This window comes from Thalassotalea hakodatensis, from assembly GCF_030295995.1.
Lineage (GTDB): Bacteria > Pseudomonadota > Gammaproteobacteria > Enterobacterales > Alteromonadaceae > Thalassotalea_C > Thalassotalea_C hakodatensis.
In genome coordinates, this window is record NZ_AP027365.1 from 276390 (window position 1) to 294891 (window position 18502).

General features: G+C 38.1%; 14 protein-coding genes. 3 read left to right on the forward strand and 11 right to left on the reverse strand.

Annotated features, from left to right (window positions below; all coding sequences use genetic code 11):
* Window positions 1-99 precede the first annotated feature (99 nt).
* The 11 genes from QUE72_RS01140 to QUE72_RS01190 form a co-directional block, all read right to left on the reverse strand.
* Window positions 100-1278 (reverse strand): DegT/DnrJ/EryC1/StrS family aminotransferase, encoded by a 1179-nt coding sequence (locus QUE72_RS01140; protein ID WP_286271011.1) that lies wholly within the window; start codon window positions 1276-1278, stop codon window positions 100-102.
* A 9-nt stretch (window positions 1279-1287) separates the two neighbouring features.
* Window positions 1288-1917, reverse strand: a complete 630-nt coding sequence (locus tag QUE72_RS01145) for an acetyltransferase (protein ID WP_286271012.1) — start codon at window positions 1915-1917, stop codon at window positions 1288-1290.
* The gene (locus QUE72_RS01150) at window positions 1910-2509 is read right to left on the reverse strand and encodes a sugar transferase (protein WP_286271013.1); all 600 of its coding nucleotides are present in this window, start codon (window positions 2507-2509) and stop codon (window positions 1910-1912) included. The genes QUE72_RS01145 and QUE72_RS01150 overlap by 8 nt, the downstream gene beginning before the upstream one ends.
* Window positions 2502-3725, reverse strand: coding sequence for a glycosyltransferase family 4 protein (locus QUE72_RS01155; protein ID WP_286271014.1), 1224 nt, complete (start codon window positions 3723-3725; stop codon window positions 2502-2504). The genes QUE72_RS01150 and QUE72_RS01155 overlap by 8 nt, the downstream gene beginning before the upstream one ends.
* Complete coding sequence (locus QUE72_RS01160; protein WP_286271015.1) at window positions 3722-5536, reverse strand: heparinase II/III domain-containing protein; 1815 nt, start codon at window positions 5534-5536, stop codon at window positions 3722-3724. Before QUE72_RS01160 ends, QUE72_RS01155 begins: the two co-directional genes overlap by 4 nt.
* A gap of 6 nt (window positions 5537-5542) precedes the next feature.
* Window positions 5543-7672 carry a bi-domain-containing oxidoreductase gene (locus QUE72_RS01165; RefSeq protein WP_286271016.1) on the reverse strand — a complete coding sequence of 710 codons (2130 nt, stop codon included), beginning with the start codon at window positions 7670-7672 and terminating at the stop codon, window positions 5543-5545.
* Between the two features lie 6 nt (window positions 7673-7678).
* Window positions 7679-8995, reverse strand: a complete 1317-nt coding sequence (locus QUE72_RS01170) for a hypothetical protein (protein WP_286271017.1) — start codon at window positions 8993-8995, stop codon at window positions 7679-7681.
* Window positions 8996-9029: 34 nt separating this feature from the next.
* A complete protein-coding gene (locus tag QUE72_RS01175; RefSeq protein ID WP_074497744.1) occupies window positions 9030-10145 on the reverse strand; it encodes a glycosyltransferase family protein in 1116 nt (371 codons plus the stop codon).
* Window positions 10136-11344: a hypothetical protein gene (locus QUE72_RS01180; RefSeq protein WP_286271018.1), complete on the reverse strand. Its 1209-nt coding sequence runs from the start codon at window positions 11342-11344 to the stop codon at window positions 10136-10138. The genes QUE72_RS01175 and QUE72_RS01180 overlap by 10 nt, the downstream gene beginning before the upstream one ends.
* Entirely contained in the window at window positions 11334-11864 is a 531-nt protein-coding gene (locus QUE72_RS01185) for an acyltransferase (RefSeq protein ID WP_074497748.1), read from the reverse strand. Before QUE72_RS01185 ends, QUE72_RS01180 begins: the two co-directional genes overlap by 11 nt.
* A gap of 164 nt (window positions 11865-12028) precedes the next feature.
* The gene (locus tag QUE72_RS01190) at window positions 12029-12904 is read right to left on the reverse strand and encodes an AraC family transcriptional regulator (RefSeq protein WP_286271019.1); all 876 of its coding nucleotides are present in this window, start codon (window positions 12902-12904) and stop codon (window positions 12029-12031) included.
* A gap of 331 nt (window positions 12905-13235) precedes the next feature.
* Between QUE72_RS01190 and QUE72_RS01195 the strand changes: the two genes are divergently transcribed.
* From QUE72_RS01195 to QUE72_RS01205, 3 genes are all read left to right on the forward strand, one after another.
* Window positions 13236-14312: an acyltransferase family protein gene (locus QUE72_RS01195; protein ID WP_286271020.1), complete on the forward strand. Its 1077-nt coding sequence runs from the start codon at window positions 13236-13238 to the stop codon at window positions 14310-14312.
* Window positions 14313-14471: 159 nt separating this feature from the next.
* Window positions 14472-15740, forward strand: a complete 1269-nt coding sequence (locus QUE72_RS01200) for an MFS transporter (protein ID WP_074497755.1) — start codon at window positions 14472-14474, stop codon at window positions 15738-15740.
* 73 nt (window positions 15741-15813) lie between these two features.
* The gene (locus QUE72_RS01205; protein ID WP_286271021.1) at window positions 15814-18474 is read left to right on the forward strand and encodes a family 20 glycosylhydrolase; all 2661 of its coding nucleotides are present in this window, start codon (window positions 15814-15816) and stop codon (window positions 18472-18474) included.
* The last annotated feature ends 28 nt before the right edge of the window (window positions 18475-18502 follow it).

Consider the following 18502-nt stretch of genomic DNA (forward strand, 5'->3'; position numbering starts at 1 on the left):
AACCCTGTGTGTATACAAACTTAAATTAACACTTTGATGCCATCTTACTGTGTTCCATCAATAAACATGTTAACTTTTTGTTATATTAACAGGATATTTTCAACTGTCTGCAATTTTGTTGCAAATTTGTTCAATAACCTGACAAGTTTTATTTATCTCTTCAGCGGTTAATGTTGGATGCACTAAAAACATTAAGCTAGTGGCACCAAGTTGCTGGGCATTTTTTAACGGTTGCTTGGGTTTGTATGATTTATTATCAAATGCTTTCTCTAAATATACCTCAGAGCAACTGCCTGAAAAACACGGTATACCTTGCTCATTTATCGCGTCAATTATCTGATCACGTGACCATGGTTTCGGTAATAAATCAGGCTTTACAAACACATAACATTTATAAAAAGCGTGCTCAATATCTTGGGGGATTTCGGGTACATGTAAAAATGAAAATTGCCGACAAGTAGAAAGAATTTTCTGGGCATATTGTGTTCTTAAGCGATGCCACTCTGGCATTTTCGTTAATTGTAGCCTGCCAATAGCGGATTGCATTTCAGTTAAACGCCAGTTTGTGCCAAAAGACTCATGTAACCAACGATACCCAGGAGGGTGTGATTTTTCGTACACCGCAGCATAAGATTTACCATGATCTTTAAATGCCCAAGCAGTTCGCCATAGTTTTTCATTATTGGTGGTTAGCATACCGCCTTCGCCACCTGTGGTCATGATTTTGTCTTGGCAAAAAGACCAAGCGCCAACATCACCAATACTGCCAACACTTTTACCTTTATATTTAGTGCCGTGTGCTTGTGCGCAATCTTCTATTACATAAAGCTGATGCTTTTTAGCCAATGACATAATGGAATCCATATCACATGGCCACCCAGCTAAATGCACGCAGATGATCGCTTTTGTTCGCTGAGATAACACAGCTTGAATAGTGCTAGCTGTAATGTTTTGCGAATCTAGATCTATATCGGCAAATACAGGTGTTGCGCCAGCGTTAATAATACAACTTACAGATGCAATAAAGGTTCTTGAGGTAACGATCACCTCATCACCTTGACCAATGTCTAAACTACGAAGAGCTAAGTCAATCGCGAGCGTTCCATTTGCTACAGCCACTGCGTATTTACTGTCAGAAAATTGTGCAAATTTTTTTTCAAACAGCCGACCTTCGTTACCTGTCCAGTAGTTCACCTTATTAGATAATAAGACTTTTGAGACGGCATCGGCTTCTTCTTGGCTGAAACTTGGCCACGGTGACATAGTGGTATTTAACACATGACTTCCTTAATCAATATCTTTAATGCGTTTAGCCGGTACACCAACATAAAGGCCATTTGCTGTGGTGGATTGAGTGACGGCAGCGCCTGCGCCAACTTGTGTATTTTCGGCTATCTCAATGTTTTGTACTGAACAGCTGCCGACGCCAAACCAACTGGCTTCAGCCACACTTACTATGCCTGCTAAGTGAACGCCAGGGGATATATGCACTGCATCTGCTAGAAGGCAGTCATGATCAATGGTTGCCGCAGTATTGATTATACAAGCATTACCTATTTGGCTACCTGGGTTGATTACCGCATTCGCAAAGATAACATTACCGGCACCTAAACTAACATGCTTACTTATCACGGCGCTTGGATGAATGATATTGGGTAATCTGGCGCTCGAACTTGATAACGCACGATACATTGCAAGACGTGCTTTATTATTACCAATGGCTAAAGCAAAATCATATTCATCTTGATAGCACTTCCATTGTGATGACTTATCAATGATAGGCCAATTAAGGTTTGAGCCTCTTTCTGGAAAGGTGTCATCTAAAAAAGCAATGTCAGAGTATTGACTACTTGCTTCAGCGCAATCAGCAATAACTTTACCGTGGCCACCGGCACCAATAATTAATAATTTACTCATGTTGACTCCCCTTGAATTTACTCATGGTGGCTTGTCCTTCGGCATTTATATCAGCTTTAGAAAAAACCTTCTTTACTGTTAATAATAAGATTTTTATATCTAACCATAATGATTGATGATCAACGTACCAAACATCAAGTGAAAATTTCTCTTCCCAACTAATAGCATTTCGACCATTAACTTGTGCCCAACCTGTGATGCCCGGTTTTACAAGGTGTCTCCGTGCCTGTTCAGGAGAATAAAGCGGTAAATATTCAACTAAAAGCGGCCTTGGTCCTACTAAGCTCATGTGACCAACAAACACATTCCACAAACCTGGTAGTTCATCTAAGCTACTTGCGCGCAGCTTTTTACCAAAGGTTGTTAAACGTGCATCGTCAGATAATACATTGCCATCTGTATCAGTTATATCGCGCATAGATCTAAATTTAAGCATATTAAACACTTTGCCATTTAGTCCAGGTCTTGGTTGTTTGAATAACACGGGTTTACCCAAGTTTTTCGATACTTTCCACGCAATGTAACCGATTAGCGGCGATAAAAGTATGAGTGCGAACCCTGAGAGTAGAATGTCTAATAGGCGTTTAATCATGTGTTTTAAATATCTTTTCAATATAGTCTACAAATTGCGTTGATAATATATCACGCGCGTATTTCTCCATTGCCAACTGTTTCGCGTTTATTGACATTGCTTTGCACTGTTCTGGATTATTGACTAATTGTAAAATGGCTTGTGAAAAAGCCTTGCTGTTTTCAGGAGGCACTGCAATTCCACATTGCTTTGTGGTAATTTCTTTAGCTAACCACCCTGGATAGTTATTGATCACAGGTAACCCAGCGGCGATATAATCAAAAAACTTATTTGGCGATGTACCATCGTAGAATGCTGGAATATTAGCAAGAACTTGTAGCCCTACGTTAGCGCGTACAAATAACTTTGCGAGTGTTTCTTTTTCTACAGGGTCAATAAATATCACATTAGTTAGTTTCTTATAGTGCGCCTGAGCGATCAGATCTGATTTGAGCTTTCCTTGACCTATAAGTATAAATTTAACTTTTTTTGTCTTTTCTTGTAACTCTTCAGCAACATTTATCACCGCGGATAACCCATTTGCTTGACCATGAGTACCAGAAAATACCGCGACAAAATCATCATCAGCAATACCTTCGGGTTGCCAAGATTCTGTAGGTGAAAATATATTCAGGTCACAGCCATTAGGTATAAGTGCAACAGTGTGGCTCTTATTTGGTAAGTGACGTTTAATACCGTTGACAATACCAGGAGATAAACCTATATGGCCGTGCGCTGAGCGATAAGCCAGCCATTCTAGGCATGACATTGCAGATAAAATAAGGGGGTTTTTAATAACACCCATAGCTTTAGGTAGTTCTGGCCATAAGTCCCTTACTTCAAATATAAATGTTTTGCGCTTTAACCACCGAGCGACCAATCCTGGAATTGCGGCGGTAAGTGGAGTTGAAGTCGCTATAACGAGATCATAGTCCTGCTTCATTACCATTTTTATAGATTGATAGGCAAATTTTAGAAAAGTAATGCTTCGTTGCATGAAAGATTGTGCGTTAGCGTAATTCAATTCAAATTCAATGACATGGATGTTGTTAACTGAACCGCTGCGTTGCCCGCTAACAAAAGAGCTATGTAAACCTGTATTGCCACCGCTATACGAACCACAAATCATGGTAACTTGGTGGCCATTAGCGATAAGTGCTTTTGCCATTTCAAAGGAACGAATGCCTGTTGCCCCTTTAGGCGTGGAAAAATGTTGGTGTAAATACAGAATTTTCATTCAACTTTGCTTACTGTCGTTGTTATTATCCCAGGCTCAACAATGGTTAATTCCAAGATGTTAATTGGGTCTTTTTTCAGATAGTAGCGTGACTGCCAGCCATCAACAAGCGCAAGTTGCTCAATGTTAACATTACTGCTAAAACGCACGATGAAATGTTTATTTTGTAAGGTATTACCTGTGAGCTGCCAATTGTCATTTGGTATATGCCAGCGTAAAGTCGCTTGCTTTTTAAAGCCTTTAAGGCGATCTTCAATCGTAATGCATGTGTTGCTTATGACTAATTTTCTATGATGAAAATGCCCTTTTTTATTTTGATAGCTGGCGTTAAGCTCATTGCTTTTATATATTCTCGTGTTTGCCTTAATCCATTGCGTATATAGAAAGCGTGAAAGTTTTGGCATTTGCTCATCATTATCAAAACTAACAGTGTTTTGTGCTTTGACGCTAGGAAAATAATCTTGCCATTTAGGCTCGCAGTTGTAACTGTAACTGCCAGAACCAATGAAAATATTGTATTGTTTATGCCATAGATCAATGTGTAATGCATCACATTGAGAGGGTCTAAATTTCGCAGTTGGTGTTCTAATAAAAATACACCATTCATCGTTATGCAATAAGTGGTAATCACTGCATAATATTGCCGGAGCGACTCTCGCTGCAGGCTTGTCACTGTGTTGAGCGGGGAAAAGCCTTGCTAACTGATTAAAGGTACCGTCAATGCTGTAACATGTTTGTGTAAAAAAAAGCTGAAATGCCCATTGTACGGATGGACGAAAATCCAAATAATCGCATGAAGTAACAGTGAGAAGTTGAGCACCGTCGTTAAGCCCTAATATGGGGGTTTTGCCTGTTTTTTGGCAAGTTGTTGCTTGTAACCATAATGTGGCTAATTGCAATTTCTTATAACAGTTTTTACTAAAAGTAGGAAGCTGATATTTTTGTCTGAAAAACTCTACAAGTGACAGGCTATCTAACATTAAGCGATGGTAATTTGTTGAGTATTGACTAAAGCAGCCATCATCAGCTATTAATTTATCGCAACGATTTTCAATAGTTTTTACTGCTAATGCCAACCACTTTTTGAGCTGTTTTTTCTGACGAATATTTGCTTGCTGTAATAACATCGCGCTGCCAATAAAAAGTGCAGCACCTTCACTGGTTCCATGATTGTTATCTTGTGCTATTGCATAACTCATCGTAGGCGCGATTCGTTGTAAATGGGCAAATAGCATTTCTTTCAGGGATGGAGCAAGGGTTAAGTCTTGTTGTAAAAGATGGGCACTTGCTGCTAAATGCATAAGTCTAATTGAAGCCTCTTGCCCACATTTCCAATGAACGCCTTGATTCGTTGGGTTTTGTTCTTGCCAATTAATAAGATGGTGGTTGATTCGGGCTAGATATTGTTGTTCATGTGTGTTGAGATAGTCGATGGATAAAGCAAATAACCAGTTAAAGCGGGACATTTCCCAAACCGCTTTAATATCACCCACATTTAAATCAAAATCGTTAAGTTTACTCCAGTGTACTTGATTGTTAGTAATTGTTTTATGGTTGGTGATTGATGATAACCAGTTGATGTCATTTGTTAAATCTATAGGTAGCCAACCAAATACTTTGTTGTCAACTTTCTGCAATGATGGACAGACTGGCTCTCCTGATATGGGTGTAAAATATTGACCTGTTTGCGGGTGATTTTTTACCGGCATTATTTTATCAAAATAACCGCGTTTTACCTTGAAACGGTAAAGCGCTACCGCAAAAAGGTTAGCAATGCCAAGGCGTAAGTAGGTCACAAAAAGACTGGTCATGAGCTGTTATTTATTCTTGTTCTCAAGCAGATGAACCACATCTAACGTGGCTTGTGATACTTCAAATAACTCATCTGCTGGAATAGGGCTTGGTTTGCCGTTTTCAATAGCATCAACAAAGGCTTTAGCGCACGCTTTTTGCCCTTTATCTTGTTGCCATAAATGCATTTTTTTAAAGCCTTTAAAACCGTAACCTGTCAGTTTACGAAAATTATCTAGCTGCAACACTTTACCTTCAACAAATACCTCAATACGTTCTTTTGGAAAAGATGCCGAACCATTCGCTAAATAATGAATAGTACCGAAACTACCGTCTTCAAAACCGAGAATAATCGCTACTTTATCATCACAAACAGCAACCGCAGTGTCATTACCCATTTTATGCGCTTGAATTGACACTATCTTGCTGCTAGCTAAGTGGCGCATCAGATCAATGAAGTGACATGCTTCCCCTAAAATTCGACCGCCACCAACTTCTGGGTTTTGCGTCCAGTGATTTACAGGAATAACACCAGCATTAACGGTGATGATAAAAGATTTAGGTGCCGATATACCTGATAATAATTGCTTCATTTTAATAATTTGCGGAGCAAAACGGCGATTAAAGCCTACCATCAATAATTGCTTTTCAGATTTTTTATATTGTGAGATCACGCTATCGTGTTGCGATTGATTAATTGCCAGAGGCTTTTCGACAAAAACATGTTTTTTGTTATCTAAAGCTTTATTGATAAATCCGGCATGGCTGTTGTGTTGAGTAACAATAGCAACTGTATTGATTGTTTCATCATTTAACATCGCGTCTGTATCGGTTGTTGCTTGTAGAAACCCATTATTTTTGCCATGGATAACACTATTAATACCGGTTGATGTGGCTAATGAATGTAAACACGCATCTGCTGCTTTAAATGCCGGTATTAATACGCGAGAAGCATAATTCCCTGCACCAATAAATCCCATTGTTACGCTACTTTTTGTTGCAGATGGTGAGTTAAGTGTTAAGTGTGTAATTGGGGGACTATTTTCTACTGTTGGGTACGTTAATAAAATCCCTAACGCCGATTTGTTTTCAGAGAGTTCTTGATAGGCATCAAGGGCCTTGTCAAAAAGATAACGATGGCTAATTAACGGCTTAACATTAAGCTTACCTAGCGACATCATATCTAATATTGCGGTAAAGTTGCGTTGTTCTGTCCAGCGAACAAAGCCTATAGGGTAGTCTTGTCCCTGGGATTCGTAATTATCATCGTAACGACCTGGGCCGTAGGAACATGATACTTGAAAGCTAAGTTCTTTTTCGTAAAACTCACTGCGATTTAGTGTTAAACCCGTCACGCCAACAAGCACAATTCTCCCTCGTTTTCGCGACATATTGGCTGCTTGAGATACAGGGTCACTTGATGATGTGCTAGCGGTAATAATCACGGCATCAACACCTTGTTGCCGGCTAAATGCTAGCCCAGATGAAACAGGGTCTTCACCAGCACTTGGGTTACATATTTCAGCACCAAATTGTTGGGCAAGTGCAAGTTTCTCGTTATCAAAATCAACGGCTAAAACCCGGCATCCGTTTGCCATTAACAATTGAATCGTTAATAGCCCGATTAATCCTGCACCAATCACAACAATATGTTCACCTAAAGTAGGCTTAACTAGGCGAATTCCTTGCAAACCAATTGATGCTAATACGGTAAAGGCTGCACTTTCATCGTCAACGTTGTCAGGTATTTTAGCGGATAAATGTTTTGCAACTCTCACAACATCTGCATGAGGCCCATTAGAGACGACTCTATCGCCAATGGCAAAGTTACTTATATTATCGCCGACACTTTTTACATTTCCAACGTGGCAATAACCAAGCGGTAATGGCTGTGCAAGTTTCGATTTAACCGCATCGAGGGTGGTAAATACACCGTCGGTTTGAATTTTATCTAATACCATTTTTACTTTATCGGGTTGTTGGCGAGCTTTATCAATGAGTGATGCTTTGCCAAAATCAACCAGCATACGTTCAGTACCTACGCTAATTAAACTTACGCTAGATTCAATCACTAAATGGCCAGCTTTATTTTGTGGTTCAGGCGCCTCAATAATTGACGTTTCACCATTTCCCATATGTTGTAGTATTTGTTTCATGATTGATTAGCTCTTGATATGCCTTGTTGCTATATAAAGGATTAAAAATGGCACAATAGAGAAAATATATCGTGCAAAAAAACCGAGGAATTCAGCATACATAAATTGTGCTGAAAACATAACGACAGAAAATAAAAAAATTAGTCGAATTATAGGCGACTGCTGCCTTTTTAATTTAAAAAGCATTAAGCTTAACGTAGCAGCAAAAATTAAACTTCCAACCAACGCACCAATGCGACCAAAGTTCATCATTAATTCGGTATAAAGCCCTGTAGTAAGTGAGGAATTACCTTTTCTACCTACAACGTAAGAGCCTGGGTAAATTGCATTTTTTAGACGTGGCCCAGCTCCTACTGGCTTTTTTGGCCAAATAGATCGTGGAATAAAGTTAGCAAAACCTGCTAGATAGGTGATGCCAAGCTCCAAATCTTGTTCGTTTTCCATTAACCAAACAATGTTTTCGTGGTTACCAAATGCACCATTAAGGGAATTGATAAGACCATACTCTGTTGTTTGAGTATTTAATGTACTTGCTTTGCTACGCATTTTGCCAATGGTATGTAGTGCAAAAACAATACTTAATATCACAAAAAGTAATGAAACGGTTTTGCGTAACTGGCTAAAAGTGAGGTGCCCTGCATACTTGCGATTAAACGATAGCGAAAAAGATAATAAACTAATAATTAAAAGAAAAAGTGAATTTCTATTACTGTTGATACCATAATAAGTTGCTGCTAAAACCAATGAAACAATGAACCCGACTAAGCTAATTTTATTTATCCAAAAGCTTTTTTTTCCATGATAAAAAACAAAGAAAAATAGCAGACATGACACGTATGTCCAATGGGCAAGTAACAAACTAAGCCCGTTACCAACTCCCATTGATATTCGATCAGTGATGTAATTTTCGTAGCCTAATGTGAGTATGTGTATGATGTTTTTTCCTGCATAATAAGCACCGACTAAAAAAATAACTGTTGTCACTTGCAACGCTCTTTTTAGAAAAGTGTGGCTTAAATTAAAGTGTAATAGCTCTGGCTTTTCATCGACTGGAAAACAAGACAGCCCAAAGATAAAAACAGCATGAAGCAAAGCAACAAAAAGTAATGAAAAAATGTATGGTTGGAGATCGTACTCAACGTTGTATCTAAAGTAACTTACGTCCCATTGCAGTAGTGGCATCATTAGATGGATCAGAAAGAAAAAGATTGTTGATAAAACAATAGGACTATTAAATAAACGTGCTACACCTAAGTTATAGACTCTAAAAAGGGCAATAAAGAGAAAGAATATACTTAATGTTAAGAACAATGAAATTACCATAAAAGTATGATTCCTTTATATGACTTGCTAATAATCAACATATTGCCTTATTAAATAAGTCGTGTAATTGTTGTTCAAAACATACTGGTTGCGTGCCCGAGCAGTTTGTTTGCTGTTCTTTAAATGTTGTTAATTTTTGCCTAAGTATTTTTATCAATAGATCAGTATCATGATACGGCACCATAATTGTTCCTGGATACTTTCGAAGTGATTTAGCGGTTTTTACTTCTGAGTTTACAATGATGTTTGTATTGGTGCTAAGTGCATCCCCCCATTTGTTCGATTGAGCAAATTTATTAATTTCGATAGCTGGATCATAGTAGGTTAAGACGTAATCAGAAGAAAAGTAAGACGCTAAAGCCATTGCATTTGACACTTTACCAAGGTAGCTAACATTATCGAGTGATATCAATTCCTGAGCAGCTTTACAATCGACTTTACCTGCGACAATAAATTTAATCTCATCTGATTGAAATTTATTGGCTATATATAAGGCAGCATTCATTCCCCTATCTTTGCCAAGCCAGCCATTTATATTAATAATGATCTTCGACGTTGGCCAATTATTTTCACGGTACAGTTTCTTTGCTTTAGATAACTCTTCTCTTGAGGGGGTATTTTTTAACGTGAACATATTTTTTGACAACTGTTTATACCTATCTTCGCCAGGGATCACATGCATTAAGACGCGTGTTGAAGTATATTCTTCTAATGCTTGAATACATCGTTTAATAAAACTGGGAAAGGGAAAAACGAGTGAAAACCTATCAGCATCATCGAAGATAATGTCAAACTTTCTGATTTTAGCTGCTAACAGTGCCGGAAAAGCTGTTTCAAATCCTAAGGCCCAAATAGGAGAGTTATCTTTTCTTAATAGGCAGTAACCAAATACACGAAGCATCCACCATATATAAAGAAGTTTAGTCAATTTACCGCCATAGCCCCCGCCAGTAATAAGAGCTTTAGTTTCGATTTTATGCGTTGGTAATTCTTTTTCTATTGCTTCACTTGCGTCTCTTATCCAAGCAATATGCTTAAGCGAGTTAACTTTTTTATCATTGAATAAAAAGTTTGCTAGTTTAAAGAGCCTAGTTCTATTGGATAATGAGGATACCGGAGCGATAATCGTGAAAGTCGTTTTTATACACATAGCTTTTCTTTTTCAATTAGGGCTAAACGTGCATATCTTTGGGAAACAAAGGCGCGCATGCTCCAATGTATTGCTGTTGTTGCACTTATTGAGGTAAATAGAATGTATATTGGCAAGCTTTTAGTTAACAAAAGGTAAATAATAGTTAGATAAATCAACATGAACAGCCAGTTAAGCTTAGCGGTAAAGGCTAGTGTCTCATGACGGGCAAAAAGACCTAGGCAAATTGAAGATACAGTATAGCTTCCTCTTGCAATACACATTATAAAGATAGAGATAATTATGCTTGGTTCTAATTGAATTCCTTTATCTTGGTAATATAGCTTGTAGATAAGAAAACCGAAGGCAATTGATAAAGTAGATAAAGCAATGGAAACTATAAAAAGTTTCACGGAGTAAGCTTTAAAAGTGTGTAAAGTAAATACATCCATTGTTTTTATTTTGGGTGCAAGGTAGAAACCGAAAAAACCAAAAAAACTAATGGCAATAGAACTGAACATAACGAAGTGTGTATAAAGAATATAGGCTGTCTTTTGGTGACCCAATGCGTTAATAAGCATTTGTTCACCATAAATTGCAACAACCAGTGTTATATTGTGAAAAAAAAATGCAAGTCCAACGTTACGATGATTAGATTCTTGAATCGTATTGTGTGTTATTGTTTTGTTAATTATTTTCGTTTTGTTCAAGTAATAAAGAGAAAACAATAGCAAAATACTTAAGCTAGCGGTGAACCAAGACTCAACATTTAAAAGTGATAAAACCATACAAGTTAATATTGCAATCTTCCAGCCATTAGTTGCTAATTGTGCAAGTGTTAATAAATGATTCGCGCGAAATATGGCTGAAATCATGGTTAAAATACTAAGAAAATAAACACTCATTATTAGCTGTAAAGTGCTGATGGCTAATGTTAAAAATACAGTAGAAGCAATGTAAAGAATGCAACAAATCAGAGTGCTTTGGACTAGAAAAGCAATGAATATCTTTTTGCTTTGATTGGGTGTTCGTATGATTACCTGATCTAACCCCAGAATGCAGACACTGGCAGCGATAAAAAGGGTTGATTTATAGAAGGCCCATTGTGTCACTATATCGCTAGGGTAATTTGCGACTATATATAAATCAGCAAGAAAAAATGACAATAAACCAAGGCCATACAAGCCAAAGCTCAACACTAGTTGCTTATTAACGTTCACCTATCCGCCTTTCACCTACTTTGACAGCTGGATTACCAGCATAGATTCCAAACGATTCAGCGTTTTTTGTTAGTACTGCCCCTGCTGCAATAATAGCGCCTTGTCCAATGAAGTCGACAGATGGGAGAATAATGGCATTTGCACCGATCCAACTGTACTTTTCGATATGAATCGCTGAAAAAGTAACGCCGTTTAAACGCCAATTTGTTTCGCCATCATGTATATTGTGATTGTGCGTATATATTTTTGCACCTTCAGAAATTGAAACTTGCTCTTCGATATGCACACCACCCGAAAAATCGATATACACATCTTTGCCGATATGAATGCTACTTGAAAGTATTAATTTACTATTATTATTTTTATGCGCTTTGACGATAGTAACTCTTGTGTCTACATGTAATTCATGAGCGTTAAAATATTTCCGATATAACCACCAACGAATGCGGCGTAAGCCTGGGGCTGAAAATATAGAAAAATCTTTAAGTAGCAATATGAGTAACTTTAAAACAATGTTCATGAGTTATTATTATTTTGTAAATAGCGTGCTTATATTTACAGAAGTTACAGTAAAAAGGAATGCCTTGTCACTTGTTTAGCTTATATAAGATGCTTTTATTGAGGGGAGTTTACTTTCAATGACTATATGGCGAGTATAGTTGGCAAATAGCGTGTTTATCACCTCTACGCAAGCACAACGTTTTTCCCTGCATAGATTTTGCGAAATTCGCTCGGTTTCATTGCTTTAAATTGTAAAAAACGGCGATTGAAATTGGAAATATTATTAAAACCACAAGTATCACTAATGGTGTAAATTGGCTTTTGACTATTTATCAACAACGAACATGCCTTGCTAATACGTAATTGATTAACAAACTCAGTGAATGTTTGCTCAGTGCGGTGCTTAAAAAAACGATGAAAATGGTTGGTGCTCATATGTACTAATTCTGCAAGGTGTTCCGCACGAATAGTTTCGGTGTAATGTTCATGGATGTAACGAATAACTTTATCCAATTTATCGGTTGAAGGATCAGAGGTGAGCACAACGCTGTAGCCACTGCTTGATAACGGCTGCTTATCTGGATCATTGGCCATAATATCTAATATGTTAAGTAAGCCGATGAATCGTGTGCTAGCGTCAGCATTTTGCATGGTTGAAAATACCTTAGCGGCATTAACAACGGCTTGTTTACCAAAGGTTATCCCTCTTTTTGACAACGATAGCAGTGGTTTGAATTTTTCTAAATCAGGCATACCAAATACAAGACTTTCTAGCCAGCTGATAGGGAGTTGAGCCACATAAACTTGCTGCTTTTTCCCTTTGACGGCAGGGGAAGAACACCAAGTATGGGGTAAATGAGGCCCGAGAAAAGCCATATCAAATTCATCGTAATTATCAATATTATCACCAACATAACGTTGACCTTTGCTATTCAGCGTTAATGCTATTTCGTACTCAGGATGGTAATGCCAATGAAAACCAATATGTTCTTGCTCATATAACCAATAACGCCATGAGGAATTTTCGGAAGGAATAATTTTTTCAAATAATAATTTCATGGTGTTAGTGGTGTTACGAGTGCTAATAGAAAAGTATCAGTAAATGATGGAAAAGTATATCAATAGATGATTGATACCCAGCACACTAGTATTCAGCACGTTTTTATTGATCGTTTACATTCAAACACTGAATATTTTAAGCATCGTTAAAGGTATTGTTGCAGTGAAGATATTGTTCAGCACGTTTATATTGTGGTTGAGAGATAATATGTTCAAAACGGATTTAATGGTTAACACTGGATGAGGCAAGGACTGTAAGGTGACTTCCAGAATATGTATAACACTCACCTCATAAATTAAATGTACTTAACTATTAAGTTTGGAGAAAATAGTGCAACGTTATATCGCTCTTGATGCCTTCCGTGGGCTCACCATCGCATTGATGATTCTGGTTAATACGCCTGGTACATGGTCACATGTTTATGCGCCGTTACTACATGCAAAATGGCATGGATTGACCCCAACAGATCTGGTTTTTCCATTCTTTATGTTTATTGTCGGTTCGGCAATGTTTTTTGCTTTTAAAAAAGTCGACTTTCAATTAGATGCCCCATTAGCCTTTAAAGTGATCAAGCGCGGGTTTTTAATTTTCTTAATCGGTTTTTTACTCAACATCTATCCTTTCACTGGCGATCCTGATACGTGGCGCATTATGGGTGTGTTACAACGTATTGGTATTGCCTATATTTTCGCTGCTTTTATTGTGCTGCTATTTAGACAGCGTGGGGTGTTAATTACTTCTGCTCTTATCCTTGTTGGCTATCACTTTTTGTTAATGACGGTCGGTGAAGGGGCTTACACATTAGAGAGTAATTTAGTACGCCAAGTTGATATTGCTGTGTTAGGAGCTAATCATATTTATGGTGGCTTCGGCGTACCGTTTGATCCCGAAGGGCTCGTGAGTACGATACCTGCGATTGTCAGTGCTTTATTTGGCTTTGAAGTTACTCGCTTTATTAGTCAAATAAACGATAAACGTGATTCTATGATTAAGCTCATTCAACTAGGTTTTCTAGCGCTTATTGCTGGCTTGGCCCTAGACTTCGTTATACCTATTAATAAAGCATTATGGACAAGCTCCTACGTCATTTATACGGCAGGTTATGCTTGCTTAACCTTAGCGGTTTTTGTTTATCTGATTGATATTAAAAAATATGAAAAGCCAGTTAAACCTTTATTAGTATACGGCACAAATCCATTGTTTATTTATGTGTTGTCTTGGGTTTGGGTAGCAAGTTATAACTTTTTCCCTGTTGGTGACGGGACTATTCATCACTTTATGTTTAATAGCTTAGCTATTGTTTTTCCTGAAAAACTCGCCTCGTTTTTGTTTGCCTTTTTGCATGTTGTGTTTTTCTGGTGGTGTTCAAAATGGTTATATGAACGCAAGATTTTTATTAAAATTTAGCAAACTCGCGTTGAAGAATTCTGTGAGCGTGAACTAAAAATGTTGCTATAAGTGAAAACTTTTCTACTGGTGAACAAGTGAGTAATACAGTAAAACTAAAGTGTGTTTCAAATAATTAACACGCTGATGGAATATTAATACAACAATAAGGACACTTACATGAAGACAAATTACACAGGAGTCGCACTTGTACTCGTTACGTTCTTTGCTATTTCTTTTATCACCAATATTCTGGGACCGCTATTTCCATCGCTGGTTAAAGATTTTGATATTAGCCTAGCTGTCGCGGGTTTTTTACCGTTTTCTTTTTTTGCTGCTTACGGTGTGATGTCAATCCCTTCGGGTATTTTAGTGGATAAATACGGTGAAAAATTCGTCATGTTAGCCGCTTTTGTCATGGCTGCTACCGGGTCTTTCCTTTTTGTGTTGAACCCTAGTTTTTTTATGGCGATGGGGTCGTTATTTTTAGTGGGTACTGGTATGGCAATGTTGCAGGTAGCAATTAATCCATTATTGCGCGTATCAGGTGGCCAAGAGCACTTTGCTTTTTACTCAGTGCTAGCTCAATTGCTTTTCGGTGGTGCTGCAACTCTAAGCCCTATTGTGTATAGCAATGTTGTTCAGGCGATGGCAAGTGGTGAAACGTCTGGCATCATAGGTTTTTTCAATAATAATGTTCCAGCGAATATGAGCTGGCTTTCAATGTATTGGATTTTTGCCGCTGTATCTGTCGCAATGCTTATCTTAATTACGTTAATTAAATTGCCAAAAGTTGAGTTAAAAGAAGACGAAGCTGTTGGTGCGATTGGTATTTATAAGCAATTATTGAAAAACAAATCAGTGATATTATTTTTTATCGGTATTGCTGCATATGTCGGTACAGAGCAAGGTGTTGCTAACGCCATTTCAATTTTCTTAGAACGCTACCATGGTTTAGATCCCGTTATCGTAGGCGCTGAAGTCGTTAGTGATTTTTGGTTAATGCTGACACTAGGTTGTTTGTTAGGTTTGGTGTTGGTTAAGTTATTAGATAGCCGTTTAGTCTTGAAAATTTTTTCTGGGGCTGCAATGATAGCGCTGTCATTTGCGTTATTTGGTAGTGCAGAAGTCTCGGTGAATGCATTTCCGCTAGTGGGTTTTTTCCTATCGGTAATGTGGTCAGTAATATTTTCACTGGCGTTGAATTCAGTCGCAGAGCATCACGGTTCTTTCGCTGGCATCTTATGTACCGGTATTGTCGGTGGTGGTTTAGCATCACCTTTGATAGGTGCAATAGCCGACATAACTGGCGATTTACGTGTGGGTATGATCGTGGTGTATATCACCTTAGGTTATATTTTTACTATTGGTTTTTGGGCAAAACCTTTAGTGGTGAACAAAACAATTAAGTTGTTTAACAAACACCATGCTGATTCAACAGTTACGTAATATGAATAGAGATAAGAGAAGCTTTTAAAATGGCTGCTCATTTGGGGCAGCTAAACGATAAGGTAATAAACACATGAAATTATCACGAATATTTTTGGCATGCAGTGCAATGGCTTTTGCTATTGCAGGTTGTAGCCAAGAAGGTACTGTCAGTAAAGTAGATACAGATAAGCCGTCCAAGCTAGCAAGCATAGATCAAGCCTCGCTTGATACGTTAGCGACAACACTTGATGTAAAATACCAAGTGTTAAGTAATATTGAAACTGATTGCCCTGATCGTGATGGTAAAGCAGTTAAACATTGTTTTAGTGCTCATATTAAATTTACTTCGCCAGAAGATATTAATGTCAATGATTGGCACATTTACTATTCACAGGTTTATCCTATTTATGCAGGAAAATCAGATACTCTAGACATTGAATTTTACAATGGTGATATACATCAAATTTCACCAACAGATAAGTTTTCTGGCTTTAAGGCCGGTGAAACCCAATCAATACAAGTGTATATGGCGGCTACTCATGTCACTCACTCACAATTAATGCCAAATTATTGGATAGCGGGTAATAGCCTGAAGCCAGCAGTCATTGATAGCACACGAACAACCATTGATCCTGAAACAAAATTAGAACTAACACCTTGGATAGAGCCTTACACGGATATTCCAAAGCAAATAAAATCAACACCAGAAGATATTAACCAATATGCAAATGCTGAGTGGTTATATGAGCACAATGCTGATGTTGAAGTAGATAGCCGTCAGTTGGCGACTACCGTTATACCGACCCCTCGTGAATTAACCGTCACTGATGCTGAAAAACAGCTTGATGTTTCACAAGGTTTAGCAGTGAGTTATCAGGGTTTAGAAGCATCTGATGTCAGCGCAGCATTCGATCGTTTAGCAACACTCGGTGTTGAACAATCAGATAACGGCATTGCAGTTAGTATTCGTATCACTAAAGGGCTACGAACTGCTGAGAGCTATCAATTAACCACTTCTGATCAAGGCGTTACTATTGCAGCAGCTGATTTAGCGGGTGCTTTTTACGGAGTACAAACGTTAGCAAGTTTATTACTGGTTGATGAACTTACATTGCCTTATGTCAATATTAACGATGCGCCGAAATATTCATACCGTGGACAACATATGGATGTTGCACGTAATTTTCATAGTAAAGAGATGATCTTTCGTCTTATTGAACAAATGGGTGCATATAAGTTAAACAAATTGCATATGCATTTAGCGGAAGATGAAGGATGGCGTATTGAATTACCGAGCTTTCCTGAGCTGACAGATATTGGTTCAAAACGTTGTTTAGATTTGTCAGACAAACATTGTATGCAGCCGCAATTAGGTGGTGCAGATGCAAGCGAACGTGATGGTTACTACAGTGTGCAAGATTATCTTGATATTTTGAATTATGCGAGTCGTCATCATGTCCAAGTTATTCCTTCATTAGACATGCCAGGCCATTCACGAGTTGCAGTGAAAGCGATGGAATCGAGATACCATCGCTATATGGCAGAAGAAAATGAAGTTGAAGCGACTAAATACTTATTATCAGATTTAGAAGATAAAACAGAATATCGTTCCATTCAACATTATAACGACAATACCATTAATGTGTGTTTAGAGTCGTCATATGCGTTTGTTGATCAAGTATTAGAAGATTTAATTTCTTTGCATAAACAAGCAAAACATCCACTTAATATGTATCACATTGGCGCTGATGAAACAGCAGGCGCTTGGGTTGAATCGCCTGCATGTAAGGCATTAGTCGCTGATACAAGTAACGATGTTTCTGATATCAAACATTTAGGCGCGCACTTTATTGAACGTGTTTCTAACATGATCGTCAGTAAAGACATTTCTGTTGGTGGTTGGAATGACGGCTTAGGTGAAACGCACGTTGAGAACATGCCTAAAGATGTGTATTCGTACATTTGGGGAGCTTTACCATGGGGCGCGCATAAGATGGTGAGCGAGCAAGCACATCGTGGTTGGAATGTTGTGTTATCAGTGCCTGATGTTTTTTATTTTGATTTTCCATATGAAGTAGATCCTAAAGAACGTGGCTATAATTGGGCTTCACGTCGTATTGACAGCCGTAATGTGTTTAATTTTATCCCGGATAATTTACCGATAAATGCGGAGTTTCGTTTAACAACGTTAGGTAAACCTTTTGAAATTGATGATACCGTGCAAAAAGATGAAGATGGCAATGTGGTACATAAACCTTTACCAGAAGGTTTTACCGTAGCTGGCGTTCAAGGACAAATCTGGAGTGAAACCATACGCAGTGAAGAGCAAGCCGAATACATGCTTTATCCGCGTTTATTGTCATTAGCCGAGCGCGCTTGGCATGAGGCAGAATGGTCAGTACCTTATAACTATAACGGTGCTAAATACTCTAAAGATACAGGTTTGCTAACAGAAGAGCTAAAAGCGCAGCGTGATGCAAAATGGCAAGCATTTGGCAATGCCATCGCACAAAAAGAGCTGATTAAGCTTGATAAACTTGGCGTGTTTTATCGTGTACCGACTGTTGGCGCAAAACTAATAGACGGCAAATTGCATATCAATAGCTCATTGCCTGGTTTACCTCTTGAATATCGAGTCAATGGCGGTGAATGGCAAGCTTATGATGCACCGGTTGCGGTATCTGGTAGTGTAGATGTAAGAGCACGTAATGCTGCCAAAGATCGTGCAGGTAGAAGTTTCAACGTTCAGTAATATACTCAAATATGACGCCGAGTATCCA

Excerpts from the sequence above, each read along its gene's own strand:
- QUE72_RS01165 (WP_286271016.1), bottom strand. The coding sequence starts at position 7,672 with ATGAAACAAATACTACAACATATGGGAAATGGTGAAACGTCAATTATT.
- QUE72_RS01200 (WP_074497755.1), top strand. The coding sequence starts at position 14,472 with ATGAAGACAAATTACACAGGAGTCGCACTTGTACTCGTTACGTTCTTT.
- QUE72_RS01190 (WP_286271019.1), bottom strand. The coding sequence starts at position 12,904 with ATGAAATTATTATTTGAAAAAATTATTCCTTCCGAAAATTCCTCATGG.
- QUE72_RS01160 (WP_286271015.1), bottom strand. The coding sequence starts at position 5,536 with ATGACCAGTCTTTTTGTGACCTACTTACGCCTTGGCATTGCTAACCTT.
- QUE72_RS01205 (WP_286271021.1), top strand. The coding sequence starts at position 15,814 with ATGAAATTATCACGAATATTTTTGGCATGCAGTGCAATGGCTTTTGCT.
- QUE72_RS01170 (WP_286271017.1), bottom strand. The coding sequence starts at position 8,995 with ATGGTAATTTCATTGTTCTTAACATTAAGTATATTCTTTCTCTTTATT.
- QUE72_RS01155 (WP_286271014.1), bottom strand. The coding sequence starts at position 3,725 with ATGAAAATTCTGTATTTACACCAACATTTTTCCACGCCTAAAGGGGCA.
- QUE72_RS01175 (WP_074497744.1), bottom strand. The coding sequence starts at position 10,145 with ATGTGTATAAAAACGACTTTCACGATTATCGCTCCGGTATCCTCATTA.
- QUE72_RS01150 (WP_286271013.1), bottom strand. The coding sequence starts at position 2,509 with ATGATTAAACGCCTATTAGACATTCTACTCTCAGGGTTCGCACTCATA.
- QUE72_RS01145 (WP_286271012.1), bottom strand. The coding sequence starts at position 1,917 with ATGAGTAAATTATTAATTATTGGTGCCGGTGGCCACGGTAAAGTTATT.
- QUE72_RS01185 (WP_074497748.1), bottom strand. The coding sequence starts at position 11,864 with ATGAACATTGTTTTAAAGTTACTCATATTGCTACTTAAAGATTTTTCT.